This window comes from Ruegeria marina (genome assembly GCF_900101475.1).
Taxonomy (GTDB): domain Bacteria; phylum Pseudomonadota; class Alphaproteobacteria; order Rhodobacterales; family Rhodobacteraceae; genus Ruegeria_B; species Ruegeria_B marina.
On the sequence record NZ_FMZV01000009.1, the window covers coordinates 182,169 to 200,355 of the forward strand.

Annotated in this window: 16 protein-coding genes and 1 pseudogene; 7 read left to right on the plus strand and 10 right to left on the minus strand. The window is 61.0% G+C overall.

The window, feature by feature from the left end; all coding sequences use genetic code 11:
- Positions 1 to 57: 57 nt before the first annotated feature.
- On the plus strand, positions 58 to 543 hold the full coding sequence (locus tag BLT75_RS14035; protein WP_093032787.1) for a peroxiredoxin: 486 nt from the start codon (positions 58 to 60) through the stop codon (positions 541 to 543).
- Positions 544 to 579: 36 nt separating this feature from the next.
- Here BLT75_RS14035 and BLT75_RS14040 read toward each other — a convergent pair whose 3' ends face one another.
- The 6 genes from BLT75_RS14040 to BLT75_RS14065 form a co-directional block, all read right to left on the minus strand.
- A complete protein-coding gene (locus BLT75_RS14040) occupies positions 580 to 873 on the minus strand; it encodes a 4a-hydroxytetrahydrobiopterin dehydratase (RefSeq protein ID WP_093032790.1) in 294 nt (97 codons plus the stop codon).
- On the minus strand, positions 870 to 2,057 hold the full coding sequence (locus BLT75_RS14045) for a GNAT family N-acetyltransferase (protein WP_093032793.1): 1,188 nt from the start codon (positions 2,055 to 2,057) through the stop codon (positions 870 to 872). The genes BLT75_RS14040 and BLT75_RS14045 overlap by 4 nt, the downstream gene beginning before the upstream one ends.
- Positions 2,058 to 2,103: 46 nt before the next feature.
- On the minus strand, positions 2,104 to 2,862 hold the full coding sequence (locus BLT75_RS14050) for a glycerophosphodiester phosphodiesterase family protein (protein WP_093032796.1): 759 nt from the start codon (positions 2,860 to 2,862) through the stop codon (positions 2,104 to 2,106).
- Positions 2,859 to 3,317, minus strand: a complete 459-nt coding sequence (locus BLT75_RS14055) for a RidA family protein (RefSeq protein WP_093032798.1) — start codon at positions 3,315 to 3,317, stop codon at positions 2,859 to 2,861. Before BLT75_RS14055 ends, BLT75_RS14050 begins: the two co-directional genes overlap by 4 nt.
- A gap of 74 nt (positions 3,318 to 3,391) precedes the next feature.
- Positions 3,392 to 4,693, minus strand: coding sequence for an HlyD family type I secretion periplasmic adaptor subunit (locus BLT75_RS14060; protein ID WP_093032801.1), 1,302 nt, complete (start codon positions 4,691 to 4,693; stop codon positions 3,392 to 3,394).
- Positions 4,690 to 6,423, minus strand: coding sequence for a type I secretion system permease/ATPase (locus BLT75_RS14065; RefSeq protein ID WP_093032804.1), 1,734 nt, complete (start codon positions 6,421 to 6,423; stop codon positions 4,690 to 4,692). The genes BLT75_RS14060 and BLT75_RS14065 overlap by 4 nt, the downstream gene beginning before the upstream one ends.
- Before the next feature lie 198 nt (positions 6,424 to 6,621).
- On the opposite strand from BLT75_RS14065, the gene BLT75_RS14070 reads away from it, so the two are divergent.
- A complete protein-coding gene (locus tag BLT75_RS14070; RefSeq protein WP_093032872.1) occupies positions 6,622 to 7,437 on the plus strand; it encodes an MlaA family lipoprotein in 816 nt (271 codons plus the stop codon).
- Positions 7,427 to 8,035, plus strand: a complete 609-nt coding sequence (locus BLT75_RS14075) for an MlaC/ttg2D family ABC transporter substrate-binding protein (protein ID WP_093032807.1) — start codon at positions 7,427 to 7,429, stop codon at positions 8,033 to 8,035. Before BLT75_RS14070 ends, BLT75_RS14075 begins: the two co-directional genes overlap by 11 nt.
- 30 nt (positions 8,036 to 8,065) lie before the next feature.
- Here BLT75_RS14075 and BLT75_RS14080 read toward each other — a convergent pair whose 3' ends face one another.
- Positions 8,066 to 10,210: a transglycosylase domain-containing protein gene (locus BLT75_RS14080; protein WP_093032810.1), complete on the minus strand. Its 2,145-nt coding sequence runs from the start codon at positions 10,208 to 10,210 to the stop codon at positions 8,066 to 8,068.
- Positions 10,211 to 10,463: 253 nt separating this feature from the next.
- Between BLT75_RS14080 and BLT75_RS14085 the strand changes: the two genes are divergently transcribed.
- Together BLT75_RS14085 and BLT75_RS14090 are read left to right on the plus strand one after the other, a co-directional pair.
- Positions 10,464 to 10,802: a P-II family nitrogen regulator gene (locus BLT75_RS14085; RefSeq protein ID WP_093032875.1), complete on the plus strand. Its 339-nt coding sequence runs from the start codon at positions 10,464 to 10,466 to the stop codon at positions 10,800 to 10,802.
- A 35-nt stretch (positions 10,803 to 10,837) separates the two neighbouring features.
- Positions 10,838 to 12,160 (plus strand): ammonium transporter, encoded by a 1,323-nt coding sequence (locus BLT75_RS14090; RefSeq protein ID WP_093032878.1) that lies wholly within the window; start codon positions 10,838 to 10,840, stop codon positions 12,158 to 12,160.
- Between the two features lie 304 nt (positions 12,161 to 12,464).
- Here BLT75_RS14090 and BLT75_RS14095 read toward each other — a convergent pair whose 3' ends face one another.
- Genes BLT75_RS14095 through BLT75_RS14105 form a run of 3 tightly spaced genes read right to left on the minus strand, consistent with a single transcriptional unit; the run spans position 12,465 to position 16,860 of the window.
- On the minus strand, positions 12,465 to 13,664 hold the full coding sequence (locus BLT75_RS14095; protein WP_093032813.1) for an aminomethyl transferase family protein: 1,200 nt from the start codon (positions 13,662 to 13,664) through the stop codon (positions 12,465 to 12,467).
- Positions 13,661 to 15,208, minus strand: coding sequence for a phytoene desaturase family protein (locus BLT75_RS14100; RefSeq protein WP_245706528.1), 1,548 nt, complete (start codon positions 15,206 to 15,208; stop codon positions 13,661 to 13,663). Before BLT75_RS14100 ends, BLT75_RS14095 begins: the two co-directional genes overlap by 4 nt.
- Positions 15,209 to 15,210: 2 nt before the next feature.
- The gene (locus BLT75_RS14105) at positions 15,211 to 16,860 is read right to left on the minus strand and encodes a phytoene desaturase family protein (RefSeq protein WP_093032818.1); all 1,650 of its coding nucleotides are present in this window, start codon (positions 16,858 to 16,860) and stop codon (positions 15,211 to 15,213) included.
- A gap of 209 nt (positions 16,861 to 17,069) precedes the next feature.
- Here BLT75_RS14105 and BLT75_RS14110 point away from each other — a divergent pair, with 209 nt between their 5' ends.
- Positions 17,070 to 17,690, plus strand: a complete 621-nt coding sequence (locus BLT75_RS14110) for a TetR/AcrR family transcriptional regulator (protein WP_093032821.1) — start codon at positions 17,070 to 17,072, stop codon at positions 17,688 to 17,690.
- Between the two features lie 168 nt (positions 17,691 to 17,858).
- A pseudogene (locus BLT75_RS14115) lies at positions 17,859 to 18,187 on the plus strand (ISKra4 family transposase); the annotation flags it as partial.

Sequence of the window (18,187 nt, forward strand, 5' to 3'; positions counted from 1 at the left end):
CGTCAGCTATATGCCGTAGGGACTGCTTCCGCAAATCCAACAACGAGGTTCAAAGCGATGATTTCAGTCGGTGACACGCTGCCCGATGCCGAGTTCATGATCTTCAGCGACAAGGGGCCCGAGACAGTTGATCTCGGCGCCAAACTCAAGGGGCGCAAGGTCGTGATGTTCGGCCTGCCGGGGGCATTTACCCGTGGGTGCTCGATGACCCATCTGCCCAGCTTCATCCGCACCCGCGCGGCGATGGCCGAAAAAGGCGTGGACGAGGTGATCTGCATTTCCGTGAACGACCCGTTCGTGATGACGGCCTGGGGCCAGCAGAGCGGCGCCACCGAGGCCGGGATCACCATGCTGGCGGATCCGACCGCTGCGTTCACCAAGGCTATCGGGCTTGCGTTCGATGCTCCGGTGGTGGGGCTTTACGATCGCTGCCAGCGCTTCGCCCTCCTGGCCGAGGACGGGGTGGTGAAGGTGCTCAACCTCGAAAAGGAAGCCGGCGCCTGCAAGCTGACCGTGGGTGAAGAGCTGCTGGAGCAGATCTGAACAGCGGCCGGGCGGACAGCCGCCCGGCAAACCTTGCTACCGCAGACTGTCCATTTTGCGGGCAAGTTTCGCATCGAGCGCGCTGAGGCCGCCGACGTCGTGTGTGGTGAGCACTACATCGACCTTGCCATAGACGTTGCACCATTCCGGATGGTGGTTCCATTTCTCGGCCCAGATCGCCACACGCATCATCCAGCCGATGGCATCGACGAAATTGTCGAAATGAAACGTCTTGGTGATCGCGTCCCGGCCCTGGGCCATGGACCAGCCATTGGACAAAAGCGGGTCCAGCAGCGGCCCGCGGGTTCCCTCGGACAAACGTTCGGTCATTGCTGTTCCTCCACTTGCATCTTTCTGAACGGACCGTAATCCGTCAGTATCTCGATTTCCTCGTCGACTGCCGCACCTTCGGCTTCGAGATAACGGGCGACCGCATTGGCAAAGCCCGGATCGCCGACCCAGTGCAGGCTATGGGTGCGGGTCGGCAGGTATCCGCGCGCCAGCTTGTGTTCGCCCTGTGCTCCGGCCTCGACTCGGGTCAGGCCATGCGCGATGGCCCAATCGATGGCCTGATAATAGCACAGTTCGAAATGTAGGCATGGGTGATGTTCGGTGCAGCCCCAGTATCGGCCAAACAGCGTTTCCCGTCCGACGAAGTTGAGCGCGCCGGCAACTGCTTGGCCGTCACGCTCGGCCAGTATCAGCACAATGTCATCGGCCATGGTTTCGTGCACAAGGTCGAAAAACCCTCGAGTCAGGTAGGGCGAGCCCCATTTGCGCGCGCCGGTATCCTGGTAGAAACGCCAGAAGGCATCCCAGTGTTCGGGTTTCAGCGCGCTGCCGGTCAATGATCGGATATGGCCGCCGAATCCCTGCGCCTGGGCGCGCTCCCTGCGGATCGTCTTGCGTTTGCGCGACGAGAGCGCGGCAAGGAAGCCGTTGAAATCGGAATAGCCGTCGTTGAGCCAGTGAAACTGCTGGGTGACGCGGTGCATCAGCCCCATCTGGCGGCCGGCCTCTGCCTCGGACGCTGTACAGAAAGTAATATGAAGGCTGGAGATGGTGTTGCCGGACGCCAGTTGCACCGCCCCCTGCACCAGCGCAGACTGGCCGATCTCCTCATAGCCGGGCCGGACCAGCAGGCGGCGCCCGGTCGCGGGGGTAAAGGGCACGGCGATCTGAAGCTTGGGGTAGTAATGGCCGCCTGCCCGCTCATAGGCATGGGCCCAACTGTGGTCGAAGATGTATTCGCCCTGGCTGTGGGATTTGACGTACATCGGCGCGGCGCCGATCATCATGCCGTCCAGATGGGCGGTCAGGTATTGCGGTTGCCAGCCGGTTCCGCGTCCGACCGAGCCGCTGTCTTCCAGCGCCCTGAGAAATCGATACGTGGTGAACGGGTCAAGCGGGCGCCCCCCATTCGCGGTTTCGGGGCAGGCGCAGGCGTCCCACTCCGCCGCTGCGATGTCGCCCAGCGACCGCAGCACCCGTACCTCGATCTGTGCCTGATCCATGCGCCGGCTCCCTTCCTCCCTCAATCTGTGGTCAGGGCGGGCAGGATCAAGCCGGGTACCCTTCGAAGGTTATGTTGTCGGCGACGGTCCTTGCCTCGGCCTCTTGCCGGGCCGAGCGGACCGTCCAGCACAGAATCGGAACGCCGCGCGCCTTGAGTTCCGCAACCCGGGGGCGGCCGAGGTCTTCGACCTCGTGGCTGATGAAGGCGCTGGCGGTGCGATCGAAATCGGGAATGCCGCGCAGGCGGTCGCAGGTTGCCACGGACAGCGGCCAGTCCTCGGGGTCATAGGCGCTGGTGACAAGGCCGCGCGGCAGTTCAGGCGCAAGCCGGGCCATCGCGGCGATGCTATGGGGGTTGAAAGACATGACGGCCACAGGCCCCTGGTACCCGGAGAGGGCGTCAGCAGCCGCCTGTTCCAGCGGGCCAACATCTGGCCCCATGCCGCCATCCTGATCCTTGAGTTCGATCAGCAGCGCCACGCGGCCGGCCACCAGATCAAGGATTTCGGAAAGGGTCGGAATACCCTCGCCGTCACCATTCAGCAGGGCCATGCCCGCCGCCTCGGCGGCGCTGATCTTGCGTATCGCGCCGGGATGACCCGTCAGCCGGCGCAAGTCGTAGTCGTGGAACACCATTGCCTGCCCGTCGGCAGTCAGTTGCAGGTCGATCTCGATCCCGTAGCCTGCTTCGATCGCCGCGCGGATTGCCGCGCGGCTGTTTTCGGGCCGGCCGAGGGCGGTATCGTGAAAACCACGGTGCGCGATCGGTGCGTCCAGAAATGCGGCGGGCAGGGCTGGTGTCATTTGACTTCGAAAATGCCTTCGATCTCGACCGCGACTCCCAGCGGCAGGGCTGCGGCGCTGACTGCCGAACGCGAATGCCGCCCGGCATCACCCAGTACCTCGACCAGGAAGTCGGAGGCGCCGTTGATGACCTGCGGCTGGTTGGTGAAATCGGCGGTGGAGTTGACGAATCCGGTCAGCTTGACGACGCGGACCAGCTGATCGAAATCTCCGCCGCAGGCTGCCTTGACTTGTGCCAGCAGGTTGATCGCGCAGCGCCGTGCTGCGGCGGCCCCGCCGGCGACATCCATATCGTCACCCAGCTTGCCGATGATCAGCCCGTTTTCGTCGTTCGAGATCTGGCCCGAGACATAGACGATGTTGCCCACCTTGACGAAGGGTACATAGTTGGCTGCCGGGGCCGGTGCATTGGGCAGGGTCACGCCCAGACTGGCCAGTTTATCCTCGATCCCCATGGTGCGGATCCTCCTTTTGGCTTTTGATCGCGCGGACGCTAGCGGGGAACGTCCGCGCCGAAAAGGGCCAAAGTTCAGGTTTCCCGGAACGCCTTGGTGAAATAATCGGCCAGCGGCTTGACCAGATAATAGATTGGCGACTGGTCTGCGGTCCGGATGAACGCCTCGACCGGCATGCCGGGTATCAGCACCGCCCCCTCGGGCAGCTTGTCTGTCTCGCCCTCTTTCAACTCGATTTCAGCGCGGTAGTATGACATCTGGCTTGCGTCGTCGATAAAGGCGTCGGCGGACACCTGTGTCACCGTGCCGACCAGTTCGGGCGTCTGTCGCTGGTCCAGCGCCGAGAACCGCAACATGACTGGCTGGCCAACGTGGATCTGGTCGATGTGGATGGTTTCGACCCGTGCTGCGATGACAAGCGGCCGGTCTTGCGGAACAAGGAACAGAACCGGATCCGCGGGCCGGATAACGGATCGCGGTGTGTGCACCTGCAGACCATAAACGATCCCTGAAACCGGCGCCTTGATGTCCAGGCGCGAAAGTTGTTCCTGCAAGGATCGGCGTTGTTCGGCCAGTTCGAGTTCGCGGTACTGCAGGTCGCGCAGGCGGGTGATTGCCTCTTCGCGCTGACGGGTGCCGAGCTTCAGGATCTCGATGTCGATCTCGGTGATACGCCCCTCTTGCTGGGCTTTCGCCGCGATCAACTCGCCCAGCGAGCCTTCGAGATCGGCCTTTGTGCGTTCCAGGCTCAGCACGCGCGTAGCTTGTGCAAGGCCCTTGTCGAGCAGGGATTTCTGGTTCACCAATTCGGCTTCGATCAGCTTCAACTGCGCTTCGCGCGAGCGTTGTTGTGCCTCGACGCCCTCGATCTGGTTCCCGATCTGGCCGCGGCGTTTTTCCAGTTGTTCGGTTTCCTTGGCAATCGATTCCTGCCGCGCCTTGAAAAGGCGCACCTGCCCGTCGATCAGTTCCGCGACCTCCGGACGGTTGGCGGCGGCTTCGAGCAACTCGCTATCAAAGGAGATTGTGTCGGTTCCGTCACGCTCGGCCTCCAGCCGACCGCGGCGGGCGATCAGTTCGAAAAGCTGGCCTTCGACGATCAACAGTTGCGAGTTGAGCAATTTGCTGTCGAGCCTGATCAGGGTCTGACCCTCGGGGACCGTGTCGCCTTCGTCGACCAGGATTTCGGCAACAACGCCGCCGTCGAGATGCTGCACAACCTGACGATTGCGATCTACCTCGATCCTGCCGCTGGCGACGACCGCGCCGGCGATCTGGCTCATCACAGCCCAGGTTCCAAATCCGCCGACCAGGATCAGCAGGCCGATAATGCCGACAATGATAGGTTTTCGGGCGGAAAAACGGTCTTCGCTCATCGGACACCTCCCATTGAACGGGCTTTCTGAAGCGTCTGGTGGTTGGCGACCCGTTCCTTCAGCACCTGTTCCTTGGGTCCGAAGGCGACTGCCTGGCCATGATCCAGTACCAGCAGCAGGTCGCATTCGGTAATGGCGGCGGGCCGGTGCGCCATGATCAGCACCGATTTGCCGGCTTCCTTGAGCGACTTGATCGCCTTGTTCAGCGCCAGGGATCCTTCGTTGTCGAGGTTCGAGTTCGGTTCATCGAGAATGACGATCACCGGATCGTCGTAGAGAGCCCGAGCCAAGGCCACACGTTGCATCTGCCCGCCTGAAAGCCTTCCGCCCCCCGAGGATATCCGGGTGTCGTAGCCGTCGGGCAGTTGCACGATCATGTCATGGACAGCAGCCATCTTGGCCGCCGCGACGACCTTCTGAGGATCGGGCTGACCCGACAGGCGTGCGATGTTTTCGGCGATCGTGCCTTCGAACAACTGGACACGCTGCGGGAGGTATCCGATGTGCTGGCCAAGGACGTCCGGTTCGTATTGGTCGAGCGCAGCGCCATCCAGACGCACCGTTCCACCCGCCGGGCGCCACAGACCGGTCAGGGCCCGCGCCAACGTCGATTTCCCGGCACCCGATGGCCCGATCACGCCGACCGCCTGTCCGGGCTGAACGACAAAATTGACGGACTTGAGTTGCGCCCGCGTATCGCCGGGTGGCACCACGGTCAACGCCTGGACCTCGAGCTTGGCCTTTGGCTTGGGCAAGGGCATCCGCTGCTGTTCAGGGGGGACCTTCTCCAGCAGTTCTGAAAGGTTGGACCATCCCTTGAGCGCGCGCTGTGCGACCTGCCATTGGTTCACGATCATTTCGACCGGGGCCAGCGCACGGCCCAACAGGATCGAGGCGGCAATCATCGCACCGGGAGTCAATTCTCCCAAAAGGACCAGATAGGCACCCAGCCCCAACATTGCCGACTGCAGAAACAGCCGCAGTGTCTTTGTCATGGTCGAGAAACTGCCAACGACGTCGCTCGCGCTCAGGCCACCGACAAGAGACATCTCGCGTGCGGTGTTCCAGCGCGTAAAGGCTGCACCGCGCATTCCCATGGACTGGATCGTTTCGGCTTCGTTGCGAATCTCGTCGCCCATCAGCGACGCCCTGTTGGCGGCGATGGCCGCATGCAGGGCAGGCTTGCGGGAAAAGATCTGGTTGAACACGGTGATGACGATCAGCACGCCACCGCCTGCCACTGCCAATATCCCCAGCCAAGGGTGGAATATTGCTATGCCGACCAGAAAAAGAGGCGTCCACGGCAAGTCGAATATTGCCATCGTCACCGGAGAGGAGATGAACCGCTGAACTGACTCGAGATCGGACAGACCCGTCTGCGCAACAGGATCCTGTGCAACTGCCGAGCGGCGCACCATCGCATTGAAGACACGGTGATCCAGCTCTGCCTGGAAGCGCGCGCCGGCGCGGGCCATGACGCGGCCACGGGTATAATCCAGAATGCCCATGATGCCGTACAGGAACACAACCAGCAAAGACAGGGCGACCAGCGTCTGTTCCGAGCGGCTGCCGAGCACACGGTCATACACCTGCAACATGTACAACGGGCCGGTCAGCATCAGCATGTTGGCGAAAAAACTGAACAGGCCAACGAACCAGAAAAGAGAACGGTTTTTACGGCGCGCCGCGCGGAGTTCTTCGACTCCGTGCAAGTGTGATTTTGGCATCATTTCAACAACGTCTCAAATTCGGCTCACGATTAACACAGCTTCCTTTACGATGCTTGCGCGTCAAGTTAAATGCGTCGCTGTTTCAAATCAGAAGAAGATAGCCTATGTGTTTTCTACGTACCGCGCCAATTCTGTATCCGGGTGTACGATTTGAGCGCCTCGACCGTGAAAGACCGTTTCGGCAATCCTGAGATGATGATGACCCTGTTTCCCCAAAAGTTGCTGAACCGTTTTCGTGTGCCGGCTTTCGTCGTGCTTGCTGCCTGCGCGGGGCCATCACCCGACGCGGACGGGGGCGGCCGGATCTATGACCCCTACGAGAACACCAATCGCGCCATTCACACCTTCAACCGGGGATTGGACAAGGCATTTTTCCGACCGGCCGCCAAGGGGTATGTCGCGGTCATCCCCAGACCGATGGTGAATTCCTTCAACATGTTCGCCGAGAACCTTTCCCTGCCCGGGCAAATGGTTGACTACCTTTTGCAAGGCAAACCGAAGGAAGCGTGTACGACGCTTTTTCGCTTCGTCGTGAACTCGACCGTGGGATTTGCCGGCCTTGCCGATCCGGCCAGCGATTTCGAGATACCACGTGCCGATACGGATTTCGGCGTGACCCTGCATGTCTGGGGCTTTGCCGAAGGTCCCTATCTTGAACTGCCGTTCTACGGCCCTTCGACCGCGCGGGACGCGGTGGGTGTCGTGGTCAACCTGTTCACCAATCCGATCGACTTTGCGCCGACCCGGCCGATCAACAATCTCGGTCTTTATGCCGAGATCGTCCGCCGGCTGGGTGATCGCGGTCTCTATTCCGACACGGTCGATTCGATTCTCTACGGCAGTTCGGACAGTTACGCCCAGTTGCGGCTGATCTATCTGCAAAACCGCCGGTTCGAACTGGCAACCGACAACGAAGACGCCTATCTGGGACTGTACAGCGACCCCTATTCCGATACCGGAACCCCCGTCGCGACAGATGCGACAGATCCGTATGAGGACCCCTATGCCGAGTAAGTTATTTTCGCGCCGCAGCTTTGCCACCACGCTGGCAGCCGGTCTGACCGCCCTGTCCCTGCCGGTGCCGGCCTTTGCCCTGACCGAGGCAGGCGCTGCATCTCTGGTCAACGAGGTTGTGACCGAGATCAACAGGGTGATCGCCTCGGGCAAGTCCGAAAGTGCGATGATCAAGGATTTCGAACGGATATTTGTCCGTTATGGCGATGTTCCGATCATGGCACGTTATGCGCTTGGGCCCGATGCGCGCTCGGCTTCGTCGGCACAGCTGAGGAACTTCACCAATGCGTTCCAGGGATATATCTCGCGCAAGTACGGCAAACGCTTCCGTGAATTCATCGGCGGTACCGTAACGGTACAGGCAGCTCGGAAGATCAAGGCCGGCTATGAAGTACGCACAAAGGTCAAGTTGCAGGGGCAGGCGCCTTTCGACGTGACATTCCTGGTGTCCGACAAGTCCGGCAAGGACAAGTTCTTCAACATGTTCATCGAAGGGGTGAACCTGCTGCTGACGGAACGCACCGAGATCGGCTCGATGCTGGATCGCCGCAGGGGCGATATCGACGCGGTGATACGCGATCTGGCTTCGGCTGGGTAATCATTCGCGTGACCGCCCGTTTCCGGGCGGTCAGTTTCCGAAGAGATCCTTCAGCAGCTTGTCGACCGCCTGTCCCAGGCCACCTAGCGGCTGGGCCGGTTTGGGTTTTGCTATCACGCTCGGCTGGCGCGGCGCCTGCATGGGCAGCGGTTTCGGGGACAAGCCTTCGTGAACCCGAATCATGGTCTCGTGCCATATCTCGGCCGGAAGGCCGCCGCCGGTGACACCGCTGAGCGGGGTATTGTCATCATAACCCATCCAGACACCCGCCACGTAATCGGCCGTAAATCCGATGAACCATGCATCGCGCGCAGCCTGCGTGGTGCCGGTCTTGCCCGCGGCTTGCCATCCGGGCAGCGCCGCGCGGCGGCCGGACCCTTCGGAGATCACCTTTTCCATCATCCAGATCAGCTGACCGGCGGCCTCGGCATTGATCACGCGCTCCCCTATGCCGGTGCCGGTTGCCATCAGCACCTCGTTCTCGCCCTGTAGGCGCAGCTCGGTCAGTCCGTAGGGTTCAACCGAGGATCCACCGTTCAGGATGCCCGCATAGGCTCCGGTCATCTCCAGAAGCGAGCTTTCGGACGCACCGAGCGCCAGTGCCGGGCCGGCGGCAAGGTCGCTTTCGATGCCGAAGTCACTGGCCACCCGGCGCACGTTGTCGAGGCCCATCGCCTCGGCCACCTTCACAGCCGGCACGTTAAGCGAATCCTTGAGCGCATGCGCCAGTGTGACCCGGCCGTAATACTTGTTGGTGTAGTTCTTGGGGCACCACTGCCCCGATCCGGGGATATTGATGCAATAGGGTTCGTCGACCACCGTATCGAGCGGTGAATGCCCCATTTCCAGCGCGGTGGCATAAACAAAGGGTTTGAAGGATGATCCGGTCTGGCGCGCGGCCTGTGTTGCCCGGTTGAAGGCTCCGGTCACACGGGTGTCGCGGCCACCGACCATGGCGCGTACCGCGCCATCGGCTGACATGACCACGATTGCGGCCTGTGCCTTGGACCCGTCGCGCACCTTTTCCTGAAAGATGAAACGCATCGCTTCCTCGGCCGAAGTCTGAATTCGCTGGTCGAGCGTGGTCTTGATGATCACGTCTTCGGTGGTGTTGCCACCGAAATAATCGGGCAATTCGCTCATCACCCAGTCAGCGAAGTAACCGCCCGCCTGAGCTGCAGCGGCTTCGGACAGTCGCGCGGGATTGGCGCGGGCGGTCCGGGCCTGCTCGGCGGTCAGATAGCCCTGTTCCTCCATCAGGCCCAGCACGACCTGCGCACGTTCCTGCGAGCGTTTCAAGCTGTTGGTTGGGGCATAGCGGGTGGGCGCGACCAGAAGGCCGGCCAGCATCGCCGCTTCGGACGGGTTCACCTGGGCAGCCGATTTGCCGAAATACCGCTGGCTGGCGGCCTCGAAACCACGCGCTCCCGCTCCCAGGAAGGCGCGGTTGAGATAGATGTCGAGGATTTCCTCCTTGCTGTACTTTGCCTCCATCGCCATCGCATAGACGGCTTCCTTGATTTTGCGCCACAACGATCCCTGTCGGCAGTCGGATTCGTATTCTGCCTCGGATTTCCAGACCTCCGGGTCGTAAGGCACGCCAAGGCACAACAACTTGGCCGTCTGCTGGGTGATGGTCGAGCCGCCATGGCCGGACAGCGGGCCGCGCCCCTCGCGCAGGTTGATGCGCACCGCGCTGGCCACGCCGCGCGGGCTGATGCCGAAATGGTAGTAGAAACGCTTGTCCTCGGTGGCAACCACCGCGTTCTTGAGGTGCGGCGAAACGGTATCCGTGGTGATCACGCCACCGAACTGGTCGCCGCGCCAGGCGAAAACCTTTCCATCGCGGTCCATCAGCGTGACCGATCCGCGCGCGCGACCGTCGAGCAGCGCGGTTACCTCGGGCAGGGTGGAATAGATCAGGGCGACCGCCAGTCCGACCAGAAGCAGCACGATCATTCCGGTGCGCCAGATCAAGCCCCAGATCAGACCGAAGAGCCAGCCGAAGAAACGGGTGATGAAATTGCCGCCCGAGCGCCGGGGCGGTTTCGCCCTGCGTTTCGAGGCGGGTTTCTTCGCCGCCGGTTTCGATTTGGAAGACGCCGTGGACCCGCCCTTGGTTGCGTATCGCTTTTCCGCGACCAAAGTTGATTTTCGGCGTTTGGAATCCGTCATGCCAGATCTGCCCAATGTTTCTTTTGGCTGCACAATAACGTCTCCGGCCGACCATGTAGAGGTGCGATTTTCGACCGGCTTCCCTTCGAAAAGTGATTAATTATCGGGCACAATGGATTTTTTGTGCAAAATTTGTGCACTCACCTTGGTGTGCTGGCCTAAAATTCGCGCAAAACCCTTCGCTGAGAAGGTGATCCCGGTTTTTCTGCGGATGCAAAATGCCGGGTCGACCGGCGGAACGAAGGGGAAAGACGTGAAACTGATCATTGCAACGATCAAGCCGTTCAAGCTGGAGGAAGTCAGGCAGGCCCTGACCGATGCCGGCGTACGCGGCATGATGGTGACCGAGATCAAGGGGTTCGGCGCCCAGTCCGGTCACACCGAAATCTATCGCGGCGCGGAATACACGGTGAATTTTGTGCCCAAGATCAAGCTCGAACTGGTCGTTTCAGATCAGGTTGTCGACCAGATCGTCGAAACCATCGCCGCCACCGCGCGGACCGGCAAGATCGGCGACGGCAAGATTTTCGTCCTCGACGTGGCGCAGGCCCTGCGCGTGCGTACCGGGGAATCCGATGAGGACGCGCTGTGATCGGCGCATCAGACATGTTCAAGGAAACCAAGGCTATGACGCTTATCAAGACACTTCTTCCAGCTGCTGCGCTGATTGCGCTGCCGTCGCTGGGACTGGCCCAGGAGGCCGATGTAACGCCGCCGAACGAAGAGATCGGCTATATCTTCACCACGTTCATGTTCCTCGTCACCGGGTTTCTGGTGATGTGGATGGCAGCCGGTTTCACCATGCTCGAGGCCGGGCTGGTGCGGCAGAAGAACGTGACAATGCAGCTCACCAAGAACATCGCGCTCTTCTCGATCGCGGCGCTGATGTATTACGCCATTGGTTACAACCTGATGTATCCCGGCGACGGCTGGAGCATCGACGGGGTGCTGGGCGCCTTCTCGATGGCCGCGATGGAGCCGGTCGGCCTGGCCGAGACCGAAACCGATCTGACCTATGCCTCGGTGGGCTCGGACTTCTTCTTTCAGTTGATGTTCTGCGCCACCACCGCCTCGATCGTGTCGGGCACGCTGGCCGAACGGATCAAGCTGTGGCCCTTCCTCATCTTCGTCGTCGTTCTGACCGGCCTGATCTACCCGATCCAGGCGTCGTGGAAATGGGGCGGCGGATTCCTTGATGCAGCAGGGTTCCTAGATTTCGCAGGCTCGACCGTGGTTCACTCGGTCGGTGGCTGGGCGGCCTTGGCTGGCGCGCTGATCCTTGGCCCGCGCATCGGCAAGTACAAGGATGGCCGCGTGATCCCGATCATGGGTTCGAACCTGCCGCTGGCAACGCTGGGCACGTTCATCCTGTGGCTGGGCTGGTTCGGTTTCAACGGCGGCTCGCAGCTCTACATGGATACGGCCGGAAACGTCGCTGACATCAGCCGCATCTTCGCCAACACCAATACCGCGGCCGCGGGTGGCGCCATTGCGGCCCTGATCCTGACCCAGCTGATGTACAAGAAGGTCGACCTGACCATGGTCCTGAACGGCGCGCTGGCAGGTCTGGTTTCGATCACCGCCGAGCCTCTGACCCCGAGTCTGGGTGCCGCCACTTTGATCGGTGCCGTGGGCGGTGTGATCGTCGTCTTTGCCGTGCCCTTCCTCGACCGAGTCAAGATCGACGACGTGGTGGGCGCGATTCCGGTTCACCTGATGGCGGGTATCTGGGGCACGATCGCCGTGGTCCTGACCAATGGCGATGCAAGCCTGGGCACCCAGCTCTATTCCATCTTGGTGGTCGGTGCCTTCACCTTTGTCGTGTCGGGGGTTATCTGGTTCGTGCTCAAGACGGTCATGGGCATCCGTGTCTCGTCCGAAGACGAGATCAACGGGCTCGACATGGCCGAACTGGGGATGGAAGCCTATCCCGAATTCTCGAAATCCTGATCTTCCTTCCTCACCTGGTGTGAGACCTTGCCCGGGCCACATGGCCCGGGCTTTTTAAATACCGCGCCGTGCAATCCGCTTGCCGCGCCCAACCGTTCAACGGACGGTTCAGGTCCGTACAATCAGTCGCGCAGGACGTGCCCGATCCGGTTCCAACAGCGCGTCGCTCGCGATATCGGGTTTCCTGCTGAACATGGACGATGGTGCCGCTCATCCGCCTGCGTCACATGGACGTGCGGCATGGTTCATCAGGCTCAATGTGTTCAGCCGTCACGAAGGTCGCGAACGGCATGCGGGCGGTCGATCAATATGCCTGGGGCGGAGTCATTCGTGCACGCGGAATGTTCATGAACGGGCCTTCGACGACGCGCGTCCTTGCATTCCGTTTCTGCCAGACGCCTTCCTGCTCGACATAGATCTCGGCCCACAAGCCCTTTTTGCGGCTCTTGCCCCATGGCGCCTTGAGATCGGCCAATGCAATGTTGCGCTTGAACGTGGGTGACCAGGCGGCTGATCGCACATGGCCCGCAAAGGACTTGCCGGCATAGACATATGCATTTCCGGCAGGTGCATCCCCTTCGATATCGAGCCGGACCAGGTTGTATCGCGGCCCTTTGGCGGCATGTTCCAGCAGGGCACGACGCCCGTTGAAATGACCGGTCGAAAGGTCGACCATCCAACCGAACCCCAGCTCGAAGGGCGTGCGGCCCCGGTGCAGGCGCGAGACCTTGTGGCTTGGCTGGAAATCGCGCCCGGGGGCCAGAAATCCGGCCTCGATCCGGGCGATATCCAGCGCCTCGTATCCGATCGGGATCAGGCCCCATCGCTGACCGGCCTCCCGAAGGCGGTGCCAGAGCGGCGGGGCGTGGTCCGGAAAGGTCACGATTTCATAGCCCAGATCGCCGGTATAACCCGTTCGGGAAATCCATAGTCCCGGTTCGACCTGCCGGAGATCGAAAGGCTTCATGTCTTCAATGGATGCGAACCCCGCGTCCTTGAGGACGGAAAATGCGCAGGGGCCCTGGACGGCCAGCCCGCATAAGGCCGACTGCCAGTCTTGAACGGTGACATCGAAACCCCATGCGATCTCGCAAAGCCATTTGTACGTCCGTTCCTGACAAAACAGCACATACTCATCCTCGGCGAAACGGAACGCGGTACCGTCGTCTATCACCATACCGTCTTCGTCGCACCACATGACGTAGGCAACCCGGCCGGCGCGAACCTTCTTCATGTCGCGCACGACAAGGCGGTCCATGACCCGCAGGGCATCGGGGCCATTTATCCGGTATTTGCACATCGGAGAAATGTCGAAGACCGTCGCCTGATTCCGGATGGCAAAATACTCCAGGTCCACGTTGCGAAAGCTGGTCGCCGACTTGTATCCGGCCCAGCTGTACCAGGCCTGGCTTTCGCTCAGCGGTTCCAGCATCGGCTGGAACGGCGTGTCGATCATCCCGATCTTTACGGAGACCAGAGTGTCGGGGGTATTGGGTCGGGTCATGCGCAAGCTCCGTCCTTGAGCAGCTGCAGCGCGGCATTCCGGCCCGGCAGTCCGGTCACATCGCCACCTGGATGCGTCGCCGCCCCGCAGAGGTAGAGGCCCCGGACGGCAAACCTGTAATGCGCAAGACCGCTGGCGGGTCGCGTGGTCAGCATCTGGTCGGTGCTCCATTCCCCGTGATGCCAATGGCCGCCGGGCGCACCGGTTTCCGCCTCGATGCGGGCCGGGGACAGTACTTCGCTGGCAACAACCAGTTGTCGCAGGCCGGGTGCATAGGCATCAAGCGTGGCCAAGGTGATATCCAGTAACCGCGCGTGCGCCGCGTCAGTCCAGCCGCCTTCGAGATCATGCGGGGCATAGTGGAACAGGATCGACATGCCGTGGCGGTCGGGCTGTGTCGTGCCGGGTTCGATCTGGCCGGGCATCACGATTTCAAGAACTGGCGCCTCGGACATCTCGCCGTATTTCGCAGGGTTGAATGCATGTTCCACATAGGTCGATCCGGGCGCGATCACGATCCGCGCCCCCAGCAGGTCGCTGGGTAATCCTGAAAACGTCGGAACACCGCCGAGAACGAGGTTGATCTTGGCCGCCGTGCCCTTGGTGCGGATATTGCGCAGCCGTGTGACGGTTTCGGCGTCGAAATGCTCGACCCCGGCGAGTTTCAGGCTCTGCAAGGCGCCAATCGAGGACAGAACCGTTCTGGCGCGCAGTTCCGATCCGTCATCCAGCAGGACGCCAACGGCGCGATCTTCCGCGACGAAGATACGGGCTACTCCCGCCCCTGAACGAATCTCGGCGGCTTGTGATTGCGCGGCTTCTGCCAGGGCTTCAGTCAGCTTGCCGATGCCGCCCATGACATGAGCCGGGCCGGATCCGCTCATCCTGTACATCAGCGACAGAACGCTGCCAGGGGATCGAGGGCCGGACCACGAGCCCTTTACCGCGTCTGCGGCCATCGCGCCCGCGATCGGACCGTCCGACAATTCGTCGAGCGTGTAGTCGTGGACGTTCGACAAGAGTATCCGCAGAAATTCACGCATGTTGCGCCGACCGAGCAGTTTCAGCTTCAGCCCGATACGGGCCGCGGCCATCAATTCGGAGAACTTGTCGAGCTTGCGGCCGCCGAACGAAACGCCGGGAGCCGATCGTTCCGCCAATGGTGCGAGCAACGCGGAAAACCGTTTCAGGTCGTCGTATCGTGCGGCATAGGCGGTGGCCTCGGGATGCGGTGTGCCATCGACGCGGGTGGCGCGGTTTCCATCCAGGACAACATGGTTCCCATCCGGCGACAGGGAAACCGTCTTGAGAGGCTTCAGATTCACGTTGGACAGGCCGAGTTCGGATAGAACGCGGGGGTTGAGGTTGTACACCAGATGGGCCATGCGCGGCATCTCGACACCGTCGAGCGTTCCGGACAGGGCCATGCCACCCGGTTTGGCGTTCTTTTCAACCACGCAGACCCGAGCGCCTTTGCGGGCCAGGGTCGCCGCTGCCGTCAGGCCGTTATGTCCGGCGCCGATCACGATCGCATCATAGGTCATGCTCATTCCTCCCAGCGGCTGGCCAGTTTCGGCATCCTGCGCCCCAATCCCTTGCGTCGCAGGATCTCGCGTGCCGCATTCGCACCCGGCGCGGCCATGACGCCGCCGCCGGGATGGCTTGAGGAGCCAACGATATAGAGTCCGTCCACCGGGGTGTCGTACTGTGCGTAACCCGGCACGGGGCGGTTGAAGAGCAACTGGTCGAAGGTCAGTTCACCCTGAAAGATATTGCCTTCGGTCAGGCCGACTTCGCGTTCGATATCCAGCGGCGTGCGGACCTCGGCATGAACAACGCAATCGCGGATGTCGGGCATGACACATTCCAGCCGGTCGAAAATCGACTTTGCAAAAGCTGCCCTGGTTTCCTCGTTCCAGTTGTCGGGGCTGCGGACACCATCGACGTTCAGGTCATAGGGCGCATATTGAGTGAAAACGGTCATCATGTGCTTGCCCGGCGGTGCCATGGTCGGATCTATTTTCGACGGAATGAGCATGTCGAAATAGGGCTGGCTGGACCAATACCCGTCCTTCCATTCGTCATATGCCTTTTCCAGATGCCTGAGCGATTCCGTGCAGGAATAATCGCCACAGAACAGTTTGCCGTTGTCGGGCAGGGTGTCCGAGGTCGGCAAGCGGTCGAGGGCGATGTTGATCTTGCCGGATGAGCCGCGGATCTTGAAGTTTTCGACCGCCTTGGCGAAGGCGGCGGGCAGGTGTTCGCGCCCGACATGCTTCAGCATGGTGCGTTTGACATCCATGTTGGAGGCGACAACAGGCGCCTGGAAACTGTCGCCATTGTCCAGAAGCACTCCTGTTGCCCGGCCGCCCGAGACGCGGATTTCGGCGACCCCGGACCCGCAGCGGATTTCGCCGCCTGCTTCCGTGAACGCAGCCGCCAGCGCCCTGGTAATCGCGCCCATGCCGCCACGGGCAAATCCCCACGCGCCGACCGATCCGTCGACATCCCCCATGTAGTGATGCAGCAACACATAGGCGGTACCCGGAGAATAGACCCCCAGACCGGTGCCGATGATCCCCGATCCGGCGGTCCCCGCCTTGATCAGATCCGTTTCGAAATGCTCGTCCAGCATGTCCCCGATGGACATTGTCCAGAACCGGAGTGTCTCGTCGATTTCGCGCCGGCCCAGATCCCACATGCGCTTGATCATGAAAAGCAGTTCACCAAGATCTCGGGGTTTGAGAGATGTCGGGTCTGGTGCGGTGCGCAGCAGGAACGGCCGTATGAACCGGCACTGCCGCATGATGATGCGGCTGAAGCGGTCATATGCATCGGCGTCCTTGACACTGAACCGTTCCATCTCGCGCCGATAGGCGTCATGGTTTCCATAGGCGCCGAAATATTCGCCACCCGGCGCAAGGGTCACGTTTCCTTCGTACGGGATCACCTGCAGGCCGAAGCGGGGCAGTTCCAGGTCGCGCACGATCTCTTGCCGCAGCAATGAACAGACGTATGAACAGTTGGAATAGGTCCATCCCTTGTGGAGTTCCCGGCTGACAGCCGCGCCGCCGACATAGTCATTCTTCTCGACGACCAAGGTCTTCAACCCCGCCTTTTGCAGGTAACAGGCCGTTGTCAGACCGTTGTGTCCTGCCCCTGCGATGATCGCGTCATACTTGTCCGTCGTACCCATTTGCCCTCCGCCGCATGAAAGCGCTGCGCCAATCGTCGGGTTTCGGATTGATCCGGTGTGCCGGGTCCTATAAAACTTACTATGTAGTCAGTAAGTTTAATTCTGAATCCTGTCCAGCAGAAATTTCCATGCTGCCGACCTTGCGCCGGTTGATCGGGCCGGGACGGTTGTCTACTCACGATCTGCAAGCTTGAAAGGAGCAGGGAGCGGTGCCCAGGAAAGTCGACGGTCGAGAGGAAAAAGGCCGAAAAGCTCGAAGGGCCATCATCGAGGCCGCAGGCGACTGTATCGCAGAACGCGGGTTGAACAGCACGACGATTGCAGACATCGCATCGCGAAGCGGCCTGTCGCATGCGTTGATCATGTTCCATTTCAAGAACAAGACCAATCTGTTCTCCATGGTACTGGATAGTATCGGCACGCCCTATCGGGAGGCGCGGCAGCGCCGGGCCGAGGATGCCGGTGCATCGCCATATGACAAGTTGGTGAGCCTTATTTCCTGGGAAATCGAATACGCCGCACAAAATCCGCGCAACGTCTCGATCTGGTTCGCTTTCTGGGGCGTGAGGGAGGGCACTTCCCTGTATGGAAAGGTCGTGGGTCCCTGGGATACCCAGGAAGCCGAAGAGATGAAATCGCTTCTGGCGGACATTCTGCATCCGCTGCCCGAGGACGAAATCGAAACGGCACACGCCGGACTGAATGCAATGCTCTGGGGATACTGGATGCAGGTACAGCTTGGGTCGGGCAGCCCAACGGCAGATCAGATGGTTTCGGCTTGCAGGGCTTATATCGGCGGTTTCATGCGGTTGGACGCGGCAGGGCAATAGACGCCTTTTGCTGAGGCCTTGTGCCGAAATGACCATTTGATCCGCCGTTTGTCGCAAATCAAATCGCGATCTGAACAAGGCCGACAAACAGGCCCAAGGTCAAGGACCCACCGAAAGCCGGGGAGTGGGCAAGACGTGGGGGTATTTGCCTATGATGGAGGTTTCACAATCGAGGAAATCGCTGAGGCGGGCAGGATTTGTCCTGACTGTAACAAGGTAAGAGCGATCCATGACTATCGACCGAGGGTTCTAGACACGTTGTTCGGTCGGTTTCACGTCAAAGCGCCACGCATCCGCCGCTGCGCGTGCAGGGCCAAATCTGACGTCGCCCTCGGTAGGCCACTGTCACCGCTGGCCCCCTTCTTCCCGGGCCGGTCGACACCTGAATTGCAGCGCCTTCAGGCCGAACCTGGGCGCCACACTCGTTTCGAGAAGCAGCACGTATCATGGAGGCTTTTCTGCCTTGTGCAAAGCAGACGAACACCTCGGTCCGAAAT